The sequence below is a fragment of the Actinomycetota bacterium genome (assembly GCA_005888325.1).
GTDB lineage: Bacteria > Actinomycetota > Acidimicrobiia > Acidimicrobiales > AC-14 > AC-14.
This window is the reverse complement of the sequence record VAWU01000067.1, coordinates 16,080-33,942: the sequence shown is the minus strand read 5'-3', so window position 1 is coordinate 33,942 and position 17,863 is coordinate 16,080. Positions and strand designations below refer to the sequence as shown.

Sequence of the window (17,863 nt, the reverse complement as noted above, 5' to 3'; positions counted from 1 at the left end):
CGCGACCGCGACGGTGGGATAACCGAACCCCGACGCTCGTGCCCGGAAGAGCACGTTGCCCGTGGCGGCGTCGTGCGCCTCCCATCCGCTGGCCGGACCGAGCGAGACGAAGCTCTGATAGACGATGTCGCCGACGACCGTGGGCGCGCTGTTGGGAAAGCCGCTCGGAGAAGACCACAGCAGGCCTCCATCGCTGGCCCGGTAGGCCTTCAGCGTCGCGTTGTCCAAACTGCCGACGACTCGGGTGGGGACGTACAGCCGACCTCCTCCATAGCTCGGCGTGGTGGTGCCAACGTTGCTGGGGAAGATGATCGACCAGCGCACGGAGCCGTGATGAGGATCGAGGGCCGAGAGCGCAGCGGGTCGAATGTCGTCCCAATAGCCCACGAGGATCGAGTCTCCGACCACCAACGCGTCGAAGGGGATGCCGAGTTGCGGACCGGCCCATGCCGCTTGCAACTGCGAGACATTGCCCGCGGTGATGGCCGATTCCGCGGGATTGTGCCCAGTGTGGGCCGGCCCGAAGCGGTACTGAGTCCACTCACACGAGCTGAGTAGAAGACATGCTACTGACGTAATGACAACCAGCAGGGTACAGGGCGAGCGTTGAGGCAGCACGGCCGCGCCGACACGGACCGGATTGAGGCACTCGCGCTCCGCGAGCGATCTGGTTGTCCGCGGCAACAGCCGCCACGCGTTCACCGCCACACGATCGCGGCGACGTCCACAGGTTCGCGGATTCCTTTGAGGTCAGCTGATCTCCGGCTCTCCGCAGCAACGTGACCTTGCACCTGGTCGGCGACCGCCGCGCTGACGAGGATCTCGTCAGCTTGGGCAAGCGCGGCGACGCGAGCCGCGATGACGACGTCCCGACCCGAGTAGTCGTCCCCCGCGGCGACTGCCGACCCGACGTGCAGGCCGATGCGCACAGAAGGCGAAAAGCCGTCTCGTCGGCGATGGTCGTCCAGTGCTCGCTGAATCGCGATCGCGCAGTCGGCTGCGAGCGTCGGTTCCTCGAACGTCACGAAGTAGCCGTCTCCTGTTCCCTTCACGACGCTTCCACGGTGCTCAGCGACGGCGGTGTTGACCATGCGATCGTGCCATCGGCGCACTCCGTCCCAAGCTTCGTCGCCGATGGCGCTCAACAGCGCGGTCGAATCGACGATGTCGGTGAACATGAAGGTGCGCGTCGCATGCCTGGGTGCGTCGTCGCCGAGTCGCCGCGCCGCCTCGCGGGCCTCGGGGGTGGCTCCCAGCCGTTCGAACGTGGCGCGCGCGGCAGCGAGCTCGAGCCTCGCCGACTCGGCGTCGCCGAGATCAGCCAGGACATCGGCCAGCCGCATCCGAGCTCGTGCCGCGTCGTAGGGACTTCGCACCTGCTGCCACGCCCGGACGCTCAGCTCCAGCTGCCGCGCCGCCGCCGTGAGGTTTCCCCGCTGGCGTTCGAGCAACCCGGTGACGAAGGCACTCGCGGCGGCAGCGGTGCTCGAGCGCACCCTAGAGGCCACATCCGCCAGCCTCGCGGCCGCTGTCTCGACGAGCGCGCTGTCGCCGGCGGCGATCGCAATCTCGACCTGTGCCGGCAGGAGTCGAACCAACGCCGGCAGTTCATCGGCGGCCCAATCGACGGCGCGCCCGATCACCTGCTTGGCGGCGTCGACGTCGCCGTTTCGTAGGCGCAGCAGCGCCATTCCCGGCTGAGGCGGCCAGCCCTTTTCGTAGGCCTCACCGAACTCCTGCTCTGCCAGCGCGATCTCACCCTTGCATCGGTGGAGCTCCCCCAGCTCCGTCAGCGCCATCCCTTCATGGATGACCTCGAGCCCCGCCACCTCGGACCGACCCTGCTTCGCGTGCTCCTGCGCGGCCTGCCACTCGCCATGGTGTCGCAGGACCGTCGCTCGGTGGACCCGGCAACAACCGGGAAAGCACGTCAACTGCCGGCCTGCGCGCTCGGCGGTGTCGAGCCACTCAGCGGCCCGTTGGAAGTCCGCGGCCTCGATGCACGAGACGACCATCTCACAGAAGATTTCGGCACTGGCGAGCGGTCCCATCTGGCCCGCGAGCACCGCTGTCAGCGCTTCATCGATCAGTGCCAGGCCCGCGGCCACGTCTCCGGTGAGCGTGCGCAGGTAACCCTGCATGCTGATCCCCATCGCGAGGAGGTCCGGATCACCGACGCGGCCGGCAATCGCCTCCATCTCTCGGGCTTTGTCCTGCGCCTGCTCGAATGCCTTCAAGCGCGCCATGGTCTGACCTTCGATCCATGCCAAGAGCGCATGGGCGGCCGTCTCGGGGACCCCGTCGAGGAGCCGCTGGGCCCGACCGAGCCAGCCGGAGGCGGCGGAGGTGTTTCCGCTACCAAAGTGCAAGAGCGCGACATTCAGGGCGGCCGACGCGGCTTCGGGAGTCCGTCCCGCCCGCTCGTAGTGGACGTATGCGCGCTGTCGAGCGTCGACCGCCTCGGGCATGCGGCTCGCGCAGAACGCGACGATGGAGAGCGCCTCGAGATCTTCCGGCGACAGCTCGTCGAGGGCATCGGCCGCGCGGTAGGCCGCGAACGCTTCCTCCCAGGCGTGGTCGGCCGCCGCCCTTCGAGCCGAGCCCAAGATGTCATCTCGGTCCACGACGCCAAGGGTATCCACCAGGCATCGCCGCGCCCGGGGCGGACGGTCGTCAACCAGCCGCGGCAGCCGCCGGCTACCGCAGAACCCCTACGGCTGCGCGCTGTGATCTCGCGCGTCGCAGGTCACTCGTCGACAGGGGTGCATACCTCGAGCTCCATGCCGTCGACGTCACGGAAGAACAGCGACCACTCGCTGCCCAGGCGCTGGATCTCGCCGATGTCGGCTCCGGCGTCGATGAGTCGCTGCTTCACGTCCTCGAGGGCGGCGAGCGAGTCGACGGCCAGGGCGAAGTGATCGATCGCGCCCCGGCCGCCCTGCTTCCGTTGTTCGCCGACGATCTCATCCGGGGACGCCTCGAAGACATTGAGGGCCGCGCCGCCGCCGAGGTCGAGGATGAACATGCGTGGGTGGTCGGGCGTGGCGTCCATCCGAAACGTGACCTCGGCTCCGAACGCCCGCTTGTAGAAATCCGCGTGACGCTCGATGTTGGTTGTCAGCGTCGCTACGTGATTGAACCCTCTGGTGATCGGCATCGAAGCCTCCCGCGTTTGAGTCGTGCGGCCAGCCTAGAGGCGCTCTCCGCGGCTGCCCTCGCGGAACGACGCGAACCCCGCGGGTGTACCCGATTGCCGACGAACCCGACGCGGCGGGGCAGTCCGCACGGCCGGGCGCGGCGACACGAGCACGCAGACGTACATTGGCCGCGTGGCTGACGACATCGCGCTGACGCTGTTGAACGACGTGCGGCGAGCCCAGCAGGCCTGGCTCGACGGGCGGCTCGCGGACGTCAGGTTCGAGGGTCGTGGCGTAACCGACCCCTGGCGACTTCGCGCTACCTCCGTGTTTCAGCGCGAGGGCGACGAATGGCGCGCCGTCCATCGCCACGCGGACCCTCTTGTCCATTTCCGGTCGCTCGACGAGACGCTGGCGTTGATGGCCGGGCCAGGACGAATCGCGACTGAGAGCCCGCGGCCAGTCTGATTCGACGGAGACGTGTCAGGCGGGCATGCAGGCGCCGCCGTCGACGCACAGGACCTGGCCGGTGACGAAGTTGGCGTCGTCGCTGGCGAAGAACACCGCGGTGCCGGCCAGGTCCTCGGGCTCGAGCGTGCGCTTCATCGCGCTCATCATCGTGACCATGCCCATGAACTCCTCGGGGACGATCTTCTTCGTCGCCTCGGTCATGGTGACGCCGGGTGCGATGCAGTTGACGAGCACGTTGTACTGACCGAGCTGACCGGCCATGAACTTGGTGAGACCGACGATGCCCCACTTGGTCTGGCTGTACGTGAACGCTCCCAGCTCGTGGAACTTCTCCTGCGGAGGCATCAGGTACATATAGGCGGCACCCGACGACTGGTTGATGATGCGCCCCCAGCGCTTCTCGCACATCGTGGGCGTCACCGCTCTCGACATGAACCACGCCCCGTGCAGGTTCACGTCGAACACCCGCTTGAGATACTCGGGGCTGTTGTCGGAGTTGTCGATGTCGTAGTAGAGCGCGGCGTTGTTGACGAGGATGTCGATGGTGCCGAATCGATCGATCGTCTCGGCGGCGCAGTCGTTGGCGGACTCCTCGACGGCGATGTCGGTGGGCACGAACACGACCTCGCCCCTGCCCTTCAGCTCTGCCAGCGCCGACTCGCCCCGCTCCTTGCTGTAGTCGGCGACGACGACCTTCGCCCCCTCGTCGAGGAACCGGGCCGCATACGCCTTCCCGATCCCCTGCCCGGCCCCGGTGATGATCGCGACCTTTCCTTCCAACCTCATCTCAACCTCATCTCACACACCTCGATGCGTGCGTCGTTGCCAGTACTCCAAGCGGGGCCTGAGTCGCATCCGTCGGGGACGGGCGGGGTTGGCGACGGATGCGAGCTCAGGCCCCGCCCCCCAAGCCCCTTCATCGACGGTGGATCAGATTGAACCGCGCCGTCAGCACCGGCTCCCCGGTCTTGTCGTCGCTCCACACCGTCTCGGACACGACGAACGTCATCGTCTTGCCCTTGCTCTCCTTCTCGTACGCGTCCACCACCTTGCCCTCGCTGCGCAGGACGTCGCCCGCCACGATCGGACGGTGGTACTCGAACTCCTGCTCGCCGTGCAGCACCAGGCCGCCGTTCTGCATCAGCTTGCCGATCACCTCGAACATCGGGTTGCCCTCGACCGGCTTCAGCCCCTGCTGCAGCTCGGGGTAGCGGCCCCAGAACTCGAGGGCGAAGCCGAAGGTGGGCGGCGCGGGGACGCCATCGAACCCGGCCGCCTCGGCCGCGTTCACGTCGCTGTACACCGCGTTGTCGTCCTTCACCGCCTTGGCGAAGTTGGCGAGCGGCGCACGCTCGACCTGCACGCGCGCACGCCCCGTCTCCCTGCCGATGATGCTGGTGTCGACCGCCATGTACCCTCCTCGGACGCGACTACCCTGACACGAGCGTCAGACGATAACCGAAGAGGAGGACCTGTGGGCATTCCCGACGACCGGATTCTCGACGGCAAGGTGGCGATCGTCACCGGGGCCGGGCACGGTGTCGGCCGGGGTGAGGCGCTCGAGCTCGCCGCCGAAGGCGCGAAGGTCATCGTCAACGACCTGGGCGGCTCCGTCACCGGCGAGGGCGCCGACAAGCGGCCGGCCGAGGAGGTCGCCGAGATCATCCGCAGTCGCGGCGGCGAGGCCGTGGCCAACTACGACGACGTCGCCGACTTCAACGGCGCGAAGAGCATCGTCGACCAGGCGGTCGAGACCTACGGCCGGCTCGACGTCCTCGTTAACAACGCCGGCATCCTGCGCGACCGCATGATCTTCTCGATGAGCGAGGACGACTTCGACGCCGTCATCCGCGTGCACCTCAAGGGCACGTGGTGCATGAGCCGTCACGCGTCGGCGTACTGGCGTGAGCAGTCGAAGGCCGGCGACCAGCCCCGGGCCGCCATCGTCAACACCGTGTCGAGCGCAGGCCTCCAGGGCCAGGCGAGCCAGTCGAACTACGGCGCGGCCAAGGCGGGCATCGCGGCGATGACGATCATCACCAGCCTCGAGCTCGGGCGCTACGGCGTCCGCGTCAACGCGATCGCGCCCGGCGGCTTCACCCGCATGGTGGGCCAGGCCATGAAGGACATCGAGATCAAGGAGCCCGACGAGTACACCGAGTTCAACGCCATGAACCCGGGCAACTCCGCGCCCATGGTGGCGTGGTTGGCCTCCGACCAGGCACTGCACGTCACCGGCCAGGTGTTCCGGGCCGTCGGCAACACCATCGCCCACTACCAGCCGTGGCAGCTGGGCGAGCTGTTCGAGAGCAAGACGAAGGAAGGGCCGACGAAGTGGCGGCCGGCCGACATCGGTCCCACCGTCAACGCGTTCGTCTTCCGGTCGCGCAACCCCGGCATGGTGCTGCCGGGCAGCAAGTAGGAGGCGCGGGGATGGGACTGCTCGACGGAAAGGTCGCGATCGTGACCGGCGCAGGGCGCGGCATCGGTCGTACCGAGGCGTTGCTGCTCGCGTCCGAGGGCGCCAAGGTGGTCGTCAACGACGTCGGCGGCGCCATGACCGGCGAGGGGCAGGACCAGACCCCCGCCCAGCAGGTGGTCGACGAGATCCAGGCGGCCGGCGGCGCGGCCGAGGCGAACTACGACAGCGTCACCGACTTCGAGGGCGCCGGACGCATGGTCGACCAGGCCGTCAAGGTGTTCGGCGGGCTCGACATCCTTGTGAACAACGCGGGGATCCTGCGCGACAAGATGAGCTTCAACATGGACGAGGCGGACTGGGACGCGGTGATCGCCGTCCACCTGAAGGGCCACTTCTGCCCCAGCCGGCATGCAGCCGCGTACTGGCGGGCGCGGTTCAAGGAGACGAGCGCGCCGGTCAACGCGAAGATCATCAACACCGCGTCGGAGTCGGGCCTCTACGGCAACGCGGGCCAGCTCAACTACGCGGCGGCGAAGGCGGGCATCGCGGCGATGACGATCGTGCTCGCGCGCGAGCTCGAGCGACTCGGGGTGCGCGTCAACGCGATCGCGCCGGTGGCGCGCACCCGGCTCACCGAGGCCACCCCGGGCGCGGGTGAGTTCATGCAGGCCAAGGAAGGCCAGTTCGACCGCTTCGCTCCCGAGAACGTGGCCGCGGTCGTCGGCTGGCTGGCGTCCGACCTCTCCGACGGTGTGTCCGGCCAGGTCGTGAAGGTGCAGGGCGGGCTGGCCCAGATCGTGCAGGGCTGGCGTCCGGTCACCGAGATCACCGCCGACAAGCCGTGGACGATCGAGAGCATCGCCGACGGGCGCGACGCGCTTTTCGCGAAGAGCGCGCCCGGCGTGCCGCCGTTCATGTTCTCGTTCGAGGGGTAGCGCGTGGAACTGGCCTGGGGCCCGGACGAAGAGGCGTTCCGGGCCGAGCTGGCGACGTTCCTCGACGCCAACGCGCCGTCCGAGGCGCGCGGCCGCGACTTCCCGCAGGACGACGAAGGGGGCGGCGGCATCCCTGACTGGGCGCGCGCCTGGCAGGCGACGCTGTTCGACCACGGCTGGCTGGTGCCCGGCTATCCACCCGAGCTCGGTGGACGTGACGCCACGCCCGTGCAGACGCTGATCTACCTGGAGGAGATGTCCGCCCGGGGCCTGCCCCGGGCGCTGCACTTCCCCGGCTACGCCATCGTCGCGCCCAGCCTGCTGGAGTTCGGCACCGACGAGCAGAAGGCGCTCGCGCCCGCGGCTCTGCGAGGCGACACGGTGTGGTGCATCGGCATGAGCGAGCCCGACGCCGGCTCCGACCTCGCGTCGCTCTCGACCCGTGCGGTCCTCGACGGCGACCAGTTCGTGGTCAACGGCCAGAAGGTCTGGACCTCGTACGCGATGTGGGCGCAGAAGTGCTTCCTCTACGCCCGCACCGACCTCGCGGCGCCGAAGCACAAGGGGATCAGCGTCCTCATCCTCGACATGGACACGCCGGGCATCGAAGTGCGGCCGCTGCGCCACATCACCGGCAACGTCGACTTCGCCGAGGTGTTCTTCACCGACGTGATCGTGCCCCGCGACAACCTCATCGGCGCGATGAACGACGGGTGGCGCATCACCATGGGCTCACTCGCGCACGAGCGCGGCGGCCTCTGGGTGCAGGGCGTGTCCGCGCTGCAGTTCTCGCTCGACGGGCTGGTCGCCCTGGCCCGCCGCACGGGCCAGGACCGCGACCCCGTCGTGCGCCGCCGGCTCGCCGACGCGTACGCCCGGGTGGCGGGCCTGCGCGCCCTCGGCTACAAGGGCTTCAGCAGCTTCGCCCAGGGCAGCTCGGCGCCCGAGCACTCCTACCTCAAGCTGGCCGTGTCCGAGCAGGGCAAGGCGCTCTACGAGCTGGGCATGGAGCTCGAAGGCGAGATGGCCGTGGTGGTCGATCGCGAGGTGAACCCCGACGCTGGGCGGTGGGTGCGGAGCTTCTTCACCAGCTTCGCCAACACCATCGCCGGCGGGACCTCCGAGATCCAGCGCAACATCATCGCCGAGCGGGTGCTCGGCCTCCCGCGGGGTGGCGGGTGAGGCGCGTCGCGATCGTGGGCGCGGCGTTGTCGGACTGCGGGCGCGTCGACGACAAGAGCGCATTCGCGCTGCACCAGCAGGCAACCGCACGCGCGATCGCCGACGCGGGCCTCACCAAGGACGACATCGACGGCTTCATGTCGAGCGGCCTCGGCACGCTCGCACCGATCGAGGTCGGCGAGTTCATGGGGATCAGGCCCAGCTGGGTCGACTCCACCAGCGTCGGTGGCAGCACGTGGGAGGTCATGCTCGAGCACGCCTACGCGGCGATCGCCACCGGGCTCGTCGACGTCGTGGCGCTGGCCTACGGGTCGACCGCCCGCGCCGACCTGAAGAAGCGTCTCCGCAGCGCGAACCTGAGCTTCGGCACGCGCGGCCCGACGCAGTTCGACGCGCCGTTCGGGCACACGCTCATCGCCAAGTACGCCATGGTGGCCCGCCGGCACATGCACGAGTTCGGCACGACCATCGAGCAGTTGGCCGAGATCGCGGTGTCGGCCCGCCACAACGCCTCGCTGAACCCCGACGCCTACCACACCGACCCGATCACGATCGACGACGTGCTCGGCTCGAGGATGATCGCCGACCCCCTCACCAAGCTGCACTGCTGCGTCCGCTCCGACGGCGGTGGCGCCGTCATCCTCGCCGGCGAGGAGCGCGCCCGCGACTGTGCCAAGGCCCCGGTGTGGGTGCTCGGCACGGGCGAAGCCGTGTCACACACGACGATGAGCGAATGGGAGGACTTCACCGAGTCGCCGTGCGTACGGTCGGGCGAGCAGGCGTTCCGGCGCGCGCGGATCACGCCGGACGACGTCGACGTGTGCCAGCTCTACGACGCGTTCACCCCGATGGTGCTGCTGACCGTCGAAGGGCTGGGGTTCTGCAAGAAGGGAGAGGGCGGGCCGTTCGTGGCGGACGGGAAGCTGCGCGTCGGCGGCGCGCTGCCGACCAACACCGACGGCGGCGGCCTCTCCGCGTGTCATCCGGGCATGCGGGGCATCTTTCTGCTCGTCGAGGCGACCCGGCAGCTGCGCGGCGAGTGCGGCCCCCGTCAGGTGCCCGACGCCGAGATCGCCTGCGTCAACGGCACCGGTGGCTGGTTCTCCTCGGCCAGCACCGTGATCCTCGGGGCGGCATAGGGACATGGACTTCTAGCGACATGGACTTCTAGCGACATGGACTTCACGCTCACGCCCGAGCAGGAGCTGTTGCGCGACTCCGCCCGTTCGCTGCTCGCCAAGGAGTGCCCGACGTCGCTGGTCCGCGCCCACGCCGACGACCCGGGCGCGGCCGGGCCGTTGTGGAAGCACCTGCGCGAATGGACGGAGATCGGGGCGGGCCCGCTCGTCGACCTGTGCCTGTTCCTCGAGGAAACCGGTGCGGTGCTCGCGCCGGGGCCGTTCTTCGCCACCACCGCGCTGTACGCGCCGCTGCTCGCCGCCGCCGGCGCCGAGCCGGGCGTTGGTGTCGGCACCGTGGCGCTCCCGGGGCACCCGTACGTGCTCGAGGCCGAACGCGCCGACGTCGTCGCCGTCGTCGAGCCCGACCCGTCCGGCCCGCGCGTACGCCTCCTCGAGCGGCCGCCCGCCCGCTTCGTGGCCACCATCGATTCGTCGCGCCGGCTCTACTCGGTCGACCCGAGCGGCGATGGCGACAGCGTGCCGATCGCGAGCGCCGCACTCGAGGGCGTGCTCGCCCGCGCCTACGTGGCGCTCGCGGCCGAGCTCATGGGCACGGTGCGGTGGTTGTTCGACACCACGCTCGCCTACGCGAAGACGCGGGTGCAGTTCGACCGGCCCATCGGCTCGTTCCAGGCGATACAGCACAAGCTGGCCAACATGGCGCTCGTCAAGGAGCAGGCGTGGAGCGCGGTCTACTACGCGGCCATGACGATCGACGCAGGCGACCCCGAGCTGCGCCGCGCCGCGCACGTGGCCAAGGTGATGGCGGGCGAGGCGGCCAAGCTCAACGCCAAGGACGCCATCCAGATCCACGGCGGGATCGGCTACACGTGGGAGCACGACCTCCACCTCTACATCCGCCGCGCCTATGCGTCGGAGTACCTCCTCGGCACCAGCGACTGGCACCGCGACCGCCTCGCCTCTCTCATCCTCTGACCACCACCCTCGTTCTCTCTGGGTTGGTCAGACCTCGATGACGGTCGCGATGCCCATGCCGCCGCCCGCGCAGAGCGACGCGACGCCGTGCCCGCCGCCGCGGCGGCGCAGCTCCATGACGAGGTGGCCGAGGATGCGGGCGCCCGAGGCGGCGACGGGATGGCCGATGCCGACCGCGCCGCCGTCGACGTTCACGTTCTCGGGCGAGAAGCCGAGCACCCGGGTGCAGGCGACGGCCATCGAGGCGAAGGCCTCGTTGATCTCGGCCAGCTTCACGTCGGCCGTGGTCAAGCCGGCGCGCTCGAGGGCGCGCGGGATCGCGATCGTCGGGGCGATACCCGTGTCGCGCGGCGCGACACCGGCACACGCCCAGCTCCTGATGGTGGCCAGGGGCTCGAGGCCGTGAGCCTTGGCGTAGTCGCCGTCGACGATCACGAGCGCAGCGGCGCCGTCGTTGAGGCTCGACGAGTTGCCCGCGGTGACCCGGCCGCCCTCCTTGAAGATGGCGGGCAGCGCGGCCAGCTTCTCGAGCGAGGTCGTGCGGCGGGGATGCTCGTCGGTGTCGAAGATGCCGCCCTCGATCTCGACGGGCACGATCTCGTCGACGAAGCGACCGGCGTCGATGGCGGCGATCGCCCGCATGTGCGAGTGGTAGGCCCACTCGTCCATCTCCTCGCGGGTGATGTTGCACCTGTCGGCGGTGTTCTCCCCCACGGTGACCCCCATGTTGCGCGTCGGGGCGTCGGGTGTCTCCGGATGGCTGTCGGGGATGAACCCCGACACCGTGTGCGTCATGCTCTCGAGCCCGCCGGCGATGACGACCTTGTCCATGCCCGCCTTGATCGACGCGGCAGCGGCATTGACGGCCTGCAGACCGCTGCCGCACTGGCGGTTCATCGCGACGCCGGGTGTGTCGAGCGGCAGGCCCAGGTCGAGTGCGACGTAACGGGCGAGGTCGCCGCCGCCTTGGAGCACCTCGCCCATGACCACGTCGTCGACGTCGTCGGGGGAGACACCCGACCGCTTCAGGGCTTCGGCGATCGCGATCTTGCCGAGCTCGACGATGGGGGTCCGGGCCAGCGAGCCCTTGTAGGCGTCGGCGACCGGAGTGCGGGCGAAGGAGACGACAACGGCTTCGGGCATGACGGCGAGCTTAGCTGACGCCTGCGTCAGAGAGCGCCGTCAGAGTGTGGCCGTGGGCGGGCGCTCGCGCGCGACCGGCTCCACCTCGAAGAACCTCTCGGTCCGGAAGCCGAACACCGACGCGATGGCGTTCGACGGCACCGACTCGACGCGCTGGTTGTAGGCCCGCACGTTGGCGTTGTAGAAGCGCCGGGCCGCCTGGATGCGGTCCTCGGTGTTGGTGAGCTCGTCCTGCAGGGCGAGGAAGGCGGTGTCGGCCTTCAGGTCGGGGTAGCGCTCGGCGACCGCGAGCAGACTGCGGAGCGACCCGACGAGCGCGTTCTCCGCGCCGGCCTGCGCCGCGGTGGGCTCGGACCCCCTCACGGTGCCGGCGGGCTCCATGTAGCCGACTGCGGCCGCGCGCGCCTCGGTGACCTCGGAGAGAACCTCTCGCTCGTGCACCGCGTAGCCCTCCACGGTCTCCACCAGGTTGGGGATGAGGTCGTGGCGCCGGCGCAGCTCGGTGTCGATGTTCGACCACGAGTCGCGGATGAGGTTCCGCTGGCGGACGAAGCGGTTGTACGACGACGCGACCGCGAGCACGACGGCACCCATGGTGCCGAGGACGACCCAGATCACGGTCACGGCGACGAGCCTCGCGCCGGGTAGAGGCTCCACACCACGTTGGGCACGTGCGCGTGGAAGCTCTGAAGCACCTGCACCAGGCTCGGCAGCTCCGCGGGCCGCACCCGGCGCGTCGCGCACAACAGGTCGGACCCCACCACCTCGAACGTGCAACCGCTCGACGCGTCGAGCAGGAACGCCATCATGCGCGCGTCGATCAGGTCGAAGGCGAACTTGCGGTCTTCGCTCTTCACCCGGAAGGCGCGGTTGAACTCCTCCGACTCGAACTCGATGTCGTCGAAGCCGAGGGCTCCCCCCAAGCGGGTGAGGACGTTCTCACGTCCCACGGTGATGCCCGGGACGTGCGCGTCGATCGACGTCGTGGAGCACGAGAAGCGGTGATAGCTGCGACTTCGACCTCCCTTCGAGTCGGTGCTCTCGTCGTAGTACCAGTAGTCGCAGACCCGGACCGCAAGGTTGCCCGCCACCCCCCAGAGCACGTTCTCGACGCCGCGCCCGTCGCCGCGCCTGAACAACGCGAAGGGCAGGTCGACGGTGTCGAACGGATCATCGGGCGCGTAGCGGAAGCCGAGGCTGGTCGCCACCGCGGTGAGAGCCGCGCGGCGCTTCTGGGTGATCTGGCGCGAGATGAGGTAGCCGCCGACGACGGCGACGACGACGACCACGACGACGACGGCGATCTGCATGGCGCGTGCGTCAGGCCGGCCGGAACACCGGCAGCATCACCTCGTCGTCGGCTGCGCGGAAGGCGACCCGCAACGGCATATCGACCCGCAGGCTCTCGAAGTCGCAGTCGACGATATTGGTCATCGCACGCGGTCCCTCCTCGAGGTCCACGACGGCGGCCACGTAGGGAACCCGGTCGGGCCACGGGGGCAGGTCGTTCTGATGCACGACCGACCACGTGTACAGCGAGGCCCGCCCGCTCGCCTCCTCCCAGTCGACGTCGTCGCTCCAGCAGTGGGGGCAGAAGGGCCGCGGGTAGTAGTGGGCGCGCGCGCAGGCTCGGCACCGCTTGATCAGGAAGCGGCCGTCGCGAGCCGCGTCCCAGAAGGGGCGCGTCGACGTGTCGGGCGTGGGCAGATCGAATCGCATGCTCGTGACACGGGGCCTGCCGACCGCGGGCCTGCGCGCCTCACTCATGATCGCTGACGCTACTGTCACCCGCCATGGGAATGCTCGACGGCAGGACCGCCATCGTCACGGGCGCGGGACGCGGCATCGGACGGGCCGAAGCGCTGCTGCTCGCGGCCGAAGGGGCCCGCGTCGTCGTGAACGACCGCGGCGCGGCGCTCGAGGGAGGCGGGACCGACACGGCAGTGGCCCAGCAGGTGGTCGACGAGATCACAACTGCCGGCGGCGAGGCCGAGGCCAACGGTGACGACGTCGCGACGTGGGACGGCGCGCGCGACCTGGTGCAGCAGGCGATCGACCGGTTCGGCCGGCTCGACATCCTCGTGAACAACGCCGGCATCCTGCGCGACCGCATGAGCTTCAACATGGAGGAAGCCGACTGGGACGCGGTGGTCAACGTCCACCTCAAGGGCCACTTCGCCCCTACCCACTTCGCGGCCATGCACTGGCGGGCCCGCGCCAAGGCGGGCGAGGAGAACGTCGCCGGGCGCATCGTCAACACGTCCAGCGAGGCCGGGCTGTTCGGCAGCGCGGGACAGGCCAACTACGCGGCGTGCAAGGGCGGCATCGTCTCGCTTACGTGGGTGCTCGCGCGGGAGCTCGGGCGTTACGGGGTCACCGCCAACGCGATCGCACCCCGTGCCCGCACGCGCATGACAGAGAACCTCGCGGGCGGGTTCATGGACGCCAACGACGCCGAGTTCGACCCGTGGGACCCGGCCAACGTCGCGCCCGTCGTGGCCTGGCTGGCGAGCGAGGAGGCGGGCGACGTGAACGGACAGGTGTTCATCGTGTACGGCGGCCAGGTCCACCTCGTGGCCCCCTTCAGCATCGCCAACACCATCGACAAGGGCACCCGATGGACGGCAGCCGAGCTGGCCGACGAGAAGAACGGGCTCTTCGGCGAGCACCGCCGAGGTGCGCCGAAGAACCCCGGCGGATGAGCGTGCTCCTCGTCGATCAGCTGCGGCTCATGGCGGGGCGGGTGCCGGATGCGATCGCGTACCGCACGGTCGACGGCGAGCACATCACGTTCGCGGCGTGGGAGGCCGAGTCGAACCGCCTGGCGCGCGGCCTCGTGGGACGCGGCGTGGCCAAGGGCGACCGGGTCGCCATCTACCTCGACTCGGCCGACGTGCTGCGCTGGATCGTCGCCTACGCGGCGGTGCACAAGGCAGGGGCGGTGGCCGTCCCCACCAACACCCGACTCGTGGCGCGCGAGCTCGCGTTCGTCCTCGGTCACGCGGAGGTCGCCGCCATCGTCACGGGCGGTCCGCTCCGCGAGGCGGCTCGTGGGTTGGCCGGAGTGGTGATCACCACCGAACAGTGGGACGACGCGCTGGACGACGACGCCGGCGAGTTCCAGGTGCCCGTCTCCCCCGACGACCTTGCCGACATCATGTACACCTCGGGCACCACCGGCCGGCCCAAGGGCGTCGTCGTGCGCCACCGCAACTCGGCGCTCATCCCCAACAACGTGCCGGAGTGGAGCGGCTCCTACTGGCTGCACGGCAGCCCGCTGTTCACGTTCGCGGGCATCTCGTTCATCTACAACCCGATGAAGATGGGGATGACGGCCCTCTACATGCCGAAGTTCGACGCCGGCACGTGGCTGTCGACCGTCGAGCGCGAGCGACCGGGCGCGGCGTTCATCGTGCCCGCGATGGCCCAGCTGCTGATCGCCCACCCGCGCTTCGACTCCGCCGACCTGTCGAGCCTGTGGATGTGCTCGCTCGGAAGCGCCCCTCTCGCACCCAACACTTTGCGGCGCCTGCAGGAGAAGCTCCCCGGGGCAACCGTGTCGAACGGCTACGGCATGACCGAGGCGGGGCCCGCCTACTGCTCGATGCCGAAGGAGGAGTCGTCGCGGCGCATCGGGTCGGTCGGGAAGCCGATGCCGCCGATGGAGGTGCGCAGCGTGGGGCCCGACGGCCGCGTGCTGGCGCCCGGCGACGTGGGCGAGATCCACATCCGCATGCCCGGCCGTGAGCGGGAGTACTACAACGACCCCGAGGCGACCGCCGCCACGTGGGAGGACGGCTGGCTCCACACGGGCGACCTCGGCTACGTCGACGACGACGGCTATCTCTACATCGTGGGTCGCCAGAAGGAGGTCATCATCCGCGGCGGCAACAACATCTACGCGACCGACATCGAGGGCGTGCTGCTCGAGCACCCCGCCGTGCAGGAGGCCGCGGTCATCGGTGTGGCGCACGACGTGCTCGGCGAGGACCTGGCCGCGTTCGCGGTCCTGCGGCCGGGCGCCACGCTGTCGGTCGAGCAGCTGCAGGTTTTCTGTGCCGAACGGCTGGCCGACTACAAGGTGCCGCGGCGCATCACGTTCCTCGAGACGCTTCCCCGCAACGCCACCGGCAAGGTGCTCAAGCACGAGCTGGTTCAATCGACATGAGCGACGAACCCGAGGTCTGCGTCTGGTTCAACCCGGGCTGCTCGAAGTGCCGCGGCGCCCGCGACCTGCTCGACGGTCGCGGTGTCGAGGCGCAGTACTTCCGCTACCTCGACGACAGCCCGTCGGCCGGCGACATCCGGCGGGTGATGCGACAGCTCGGGATCGACGACCCACGCCTGATGATGCGCACCGGTGAGGCCGTCTACCGCGAGCTCGCCCTGGCCGACGAGCACGGTGACGCGCTGATCGCGGCCATGGTCGAGCACCCCGTCCTCGTCGAGCGGCCCATCGTGATCCGAGACGACCGCGCGGTCATCGCCCGGCCGCCCGAGAAGCTGCTCGACCTGCTCGACTGAGACGCGTCAGCGACAGACGAACACGCCGACGTGTGTCCTGGCGCGGAAGACACCGTCTCGCGCGATGCGCGCCCCCGCGATCCGCCCGGCCTCCTCGAGCACCGCCGGCCACATGGCCACGTCCGGCAGCAGCCACGCGACCGGCACGCGCTGACTGTCGATGTACGCCACGAGCGGTGCCACGTCGGGCACGGCGAGGCTCCGCCGCAGCTCGTGTGCCTCGATCCGCGTGAACGCCGCCGCGAGCTGATCCTCGCCGTTCTCGAACGTGAACCCGGCGATGAGGCTCGGCCGCTCGACGCGGACGCCCGCCACGGCCGACATGGCATCAGCGGCCAGCGCCTGCAGCTCGGCCTGATGGTCGCGCCCGTTCGTCATCGCCAGGACCGTGCCGCCGGGTCGCACCACGCGGCGCAACTCGCGTGCCGCGGTGACGACGCTCGGCACGTGATACAGCATGTGCATGGCGAGGGCGACGTCGACCGAGTCGGAATTGAGGGGCAGCGACTGGGCGTCGGCCTGCACGAGCATGCGATGGAGGCCGAACGGCTCGATCCCGGCCAGCATCCCGGCCGACAGGTCGCACGCCACCACCAACGAGGCACCGCGCTCACGGGCCAACGGCAGGTAGCGGCCGTTCCCGCAGCCGACGTCGACGACCCGCTCGCCCCCCCGCCACGCGATCAGGTCGAGCGCCCAGCGCGACGCGTCGACGGGCGACTCCGCCCACCGGTAGATGGCCTGACGGGCCGCGAGGTTGTCGGCGGTGCCGTACTGCTGCTCGGTCAGGATCCTCCGGAACGAGGACGCCTCGGTCACTGCAGCACGAGATCTGCCAGCCGCTGGCGCTGCCAGCCCTGGTAGCCGAACAGCACGTCGTTCTGCTTCGCCCGGCGGAAGTAGAGGTGACAGTCGACGTCCCACGTGAAGCCGACGCCCCCGTGCACCTGGATGTTCTCGGCCGTGATGAAGTTGGACGCCTCACCGACGAAGCCCTTCGCCATGGCCGCCGCGGTCTCGCGCTGCGGATCGTCGACATCGCTCGTCCACGCCGCATAGTGGGTGCCGACGCGACACAGCTCGAGCTGATGGAGCATGTCGACGATCTTGTGCTTGATGACCTGGAACGTCGCGATGGGACGGCCGAACTGCACCCGCTGCTTGGAGTACTCGACCGCGAGCGCCAACGCGGCGTCGCACGTGCCCACGGTCTCCGCGGCCAGCGCGACCGTGATGTCGTCGACGATGCGACGCAACAGCTCCGTCTGGTCTCCCGCAGGACCCAGCCGCCGTGCCGGCCGCTGCTCGAGGCGCAGGCGCGCCACCTTGCGGGTGACGTCGAGCGTCGGCACGGGCTCTCCTTCGGGCGCCTCGACCAGGAACGCGCCCAGACCGTCGTCGGTGCGGGCGACGACGATCGCCCAGTCCGCGGTGTGGCCGTCGAGCACGACCGGCTTGTGCCCGTCGAGCACGAACCCGTCGCCCGAGCCCGTTGCAGTCGCGGTGACCCGGAGCAGCGGATCACCCGCCCCGAGCTCCTCGAGCGCGAACGTGCCGCGGCGTGCACCCGATGCCATGTCGCCCAGCAGCTCGGTCGCCCCGAGCCCGCGGGCCGCGAGCGTCGCCATCACCGCCGACGAGAAGAACGGACCGGGGAGGGGCAGCTTGCCCATCTCCTCCTGCACGACGACGAGATCGACGAGGCCGCCGCCGGCGCCGCCGTCGGACTCAGGGATCAACAGGCCGACCCAACCGAGCTCGGCCATCCGCGCCCAGAGGTCGTCGGTGAAACCGCGCTCGTCGTCGATCATCGAACGCACGTAGGACGATGGCGTCTCGGCGCCGAGAAAGGCGCGCACGGTCTCACGCAGCGCGTGCTGATCGGGGCTGAAATCGAAGTCCACGGCCCGAACCTACATCCCTGACACGCGT

General features: G+C 69.6%; 20 protein-coding genes. 9 read left to right on the top strand and 11 right to left on the bottom strand.

Going from position 1 to position 17,863, the window contains the following annotated elements; genetic code table 11:
* The 3 genes from E6G06_19980 to E6G06_19970 all read right to left on the bottom strand — a co-directional run.
* Positions 1-708 (bottom strand): hypothetical protein (locus tag E6G06_19980; GenBank protein TML86742.1); only part of this gene is annotated, 708 nt, incomplete at its 3' end.
* The gene (locus tag E6G06_19975; protein ID TML86741.1) at positions 699-2,624 is read right to left on the bottom strand and encodes an adenylate/guanylate cyclase domain-containing protein; all 1,926 of its coding nucleotides are present in this window, start codon (positions 2,622-2,624) and stop codon (positions 699-701) included. The genes E6G06_19980 and E6G06_19975, both read right to left, overlap by 10 nt.
* A gap of 122 nt (positions 2,625-2,746) precedes the next feature.
* The gene (locus tag E6G06_19970; protein ID TML86740.1) at positions 2,747-3,157 is read right to left on the bottom strand and encodes a VOC family protein; all 411 of its coding nucleotides are present in this window, start codon (positions 3,155-3,157) and stop codon (positions 2,747-2,749) included.
* Between the two features lie 172 nt (positions 3,158-3,329).
* Here E6G06_19970 and E6G06_19965 point away from each other — a divergent pair, with 172 nt between their 5' ends.
* Positions 3,330-3,605 (top strand): hypothetical protein, encoded by a 276-nt coding sequence (locus E6G06_19965; GenBank protein ID TML86739.1) that lies wholly within the window; start codon positions 3,330-3,332, stop codon positions 3,603-3,605.
* Between the two features lie 15 nt (positions 3,606-3,620).
* On the opposite strand, the gene E6G06_19960 is transcribed toward E6G06_19965, so the two are convergent.
* Both E6G06_19960 and E6G06_19955 read right to left on the bottom strand, forming a co-directional pair.
* The gene (locus E6G06_19960; protein ID TML86738.1) at positions 3,621-4,394 is read right to left on the bottom strand and encodes an SDR family oxidoreductase; all 774 of its coding nucleotides are present in this window, start codon (positions 4,392-4,394) and stop codon (positions 3,621-3,623) included.
* Between the two features lie 130 nt (positions 4,395-4,524).
* Positions 4,525-5,019 carry a MaoC family dehydratase gene (locus E6G06_19955; protein TML86737.1) on the bottom strand — a complete coding sequence of 165 codons (495 nt, stop codon included), beginning with the start codon at positions 5,017-5,019 and terminating at the stop codon, positions 4,525-4,527.
* An 84-nt stretch (positions 5,020-5,103) separates the two neighbouring features.
* Here E6G06_19955 and E6G06_19950 point away from each other — a divergent pair, with 84 nt between their 5' ends.
* The 5 genes from E6G06_19950 to E6G06_19930 are packed head-to-tail and all read left to right on the top strand — an operon-like array spanning position 5,104 to position 10,264.
* The gene (locus E6G06_19950; protein ID TML86746.1) at positions 5,104-6,030 is read left to right on the top strand and encodes an SDR family NAD(P)-dependent oxidoreductase; all 927 of its coding nucleotides are present in this window, start codon (positions 5,104-5,106) and stop codon (positions 6,028-6,030) included.
* 11 nt (positions 6,031-6,041) lie between these two features.
* Positions 6,042-6,965 (top strand): SDR family oxidoreductase, encoded by a 924-nt coding sequence (locus tag E6G06_19945; protein TML86736.1) that lies wholly within the window; start codon positions 6,042-6,044, stop codon positions 6,963-6,965.
* Between the two features lie 3 nt (positions 6,966-6,968).
* Positions 6,969-8,147, top strand: coding sequence for an acyl-CoA dehydrogenase (locus E6G06_19940; protein ID TML86735.1), 1,179 nt, complete (start codon positions 6,969-6,971; stop codon positions 8,145-8,147).
* Complete coding sequence (locus E6G06_19935) at positions 8,144-9,286, top strand: acetyl-CoA acetyltransferase (GenBank protein ID TML86734.1); 1,143 nt, start codon at positions 8,144-8,146, stop codon at positions 9,284-9,286. Before E6G06_19940 ends, E6G06_19935 begins: the two co-directional genes overlap by 4 nt.
* A gap of 36 nt (positions 9,287-9,322) precedes the next feature.
* Complete coding sequence (locus E6G06_19930; protein TML86733.1) at positions 9,323-10,264, top strand: acyl-CoA dehydrogenase; 942 nt, start codon at positions 9,323-9,325, stop codon at positions 10,262-10,264.
* Between the two features lie 27 nt (positions 10,265-10,291).
* Here E6G06_19930 and E6G06_19925 read toward each other — a convergent pair whose 3' ends face one another.
* From E6G06_19925 to E6G06_19910, 4 genes are read right to left on the bottom strand one after another with little or no spacing between them, the layout of a single operon-like run.
* Positions 10,292-11,407, bottom strand: a complete 1,116-nt coding sequence (locus E6G06_19925; protein ID TML86732.1) for a thiolase family protein — start codon at positions 11,405-11,407, stop codon at positions 10,292-10,294.
* 39 nt (positions 11,408-11,446) lie between these two features.
* Complete coding sequence (locus tag E6G06_19920) at positions 11,447-12,001, bottom strand: LemA family protein (GenBank protein ID TML86745.1); 555 nt, start codon at positions 11,999-12,001, stop codon at positions 11,447-11,449.
* A gap of 26 nt (positions 12,002-12,027) precedes the next feature.
* Positions 12,028-12,717, bottom strand: a complete 690-nt coding sequence (locus E6G06_19915) for a hypothetical protein (GenBank protein TML86731.1) — start codon at positions 12,715-12,717, stop codon at positions 12,028-12,030.
* 10 nt (positions 12,718-12,727) lie between these two features.
* Complete coding sequence (locus E6G06_19910) at positions 12,728-13,126, bottom strand: Zn-ribbon domain-containing OB-fold protein (protein TML86744.1); 399 nt, start codon at positions 13,124-13,126, stop codon at positions 12,728-12,730.
* Between the two features lie 74 nt (positions 13,127-13,200).
* Between E6G06_19910 and E6G06_19905 the strand changes: the two genes are divergently transcribed.
* From E6G06_19905 to arsC, 3 genes are read left to right on the top strand one after another with little or no spacing between them, the layout of a single operon-like run.
* Positions 13,201-14,109 carry an SDR family NAD(P)-dependent oxidoreductase gene (locus E6G06_19905; GenBank protein ID TML86730.1) on the top strand — a complete coding sequence of 303 codons (909 nt, stop codon included), beginning with the start codon at positions 13,201-13,203 and terminating at the stop codon, positions 14,107-14,109.
* Complete coding sequence (locus E6G06_19900) at positions 14,025-15,575, top strand: long-chain fatty acid--CoA ligase (protein TML86729.1); 1,551 nt, start codon at positions 14,025-14,027, stop codon at positions 15,573-15,575. Before E6G06_19905 ends, E6G06_19900 begins: the two co-directional genes overlap by 85 nt.
* Positions 15,572-15,931: an arsenate reductase (glutaredoxin) gene (gene arsC, locus E6G06_19895; protein TML86728.1), complete on the top strand. Its 360-nt coding sequence runs from the start codon at positions 15,572-15,574 to the stop codon at positions 15,929-15,931. Before E6G06_19900 ends, arsC begins: the two co-directional genes overlap by 4 nt.
* A gap of 6 nt (positions 15,932-15,937) precedes the next feature.
* On the opposite strand, the gene E6G06_19890 is transcribed toward arsC, so the two are convergent.
* Entirely contained in the window at positions 15,938-16,855 is a 918-nt protein-coding gene (locus E6G06_19890) for a class I SAM-dependent methyltransferase (protein TML86727.1), read from the bottom strand.
* The gene (locus tag E6G06_19885) at positions 16,747-17,835 is read right to left on the bottom strand and encodes an acyl-CoA dehydrogenase (GenBank protein ID TML86726.1); all 1,089 of its coding nucleotides are present in this window, start codon (positions 17,833-17,835) and stop codon (positions 16,747-16,749) included. Before E6G06_19885 ends, E6G06_19890 begins: the two co-directional genes overlap by 109 nt.
* Positions 17,836-17,863: the final 28 nt, after the last annotated feature.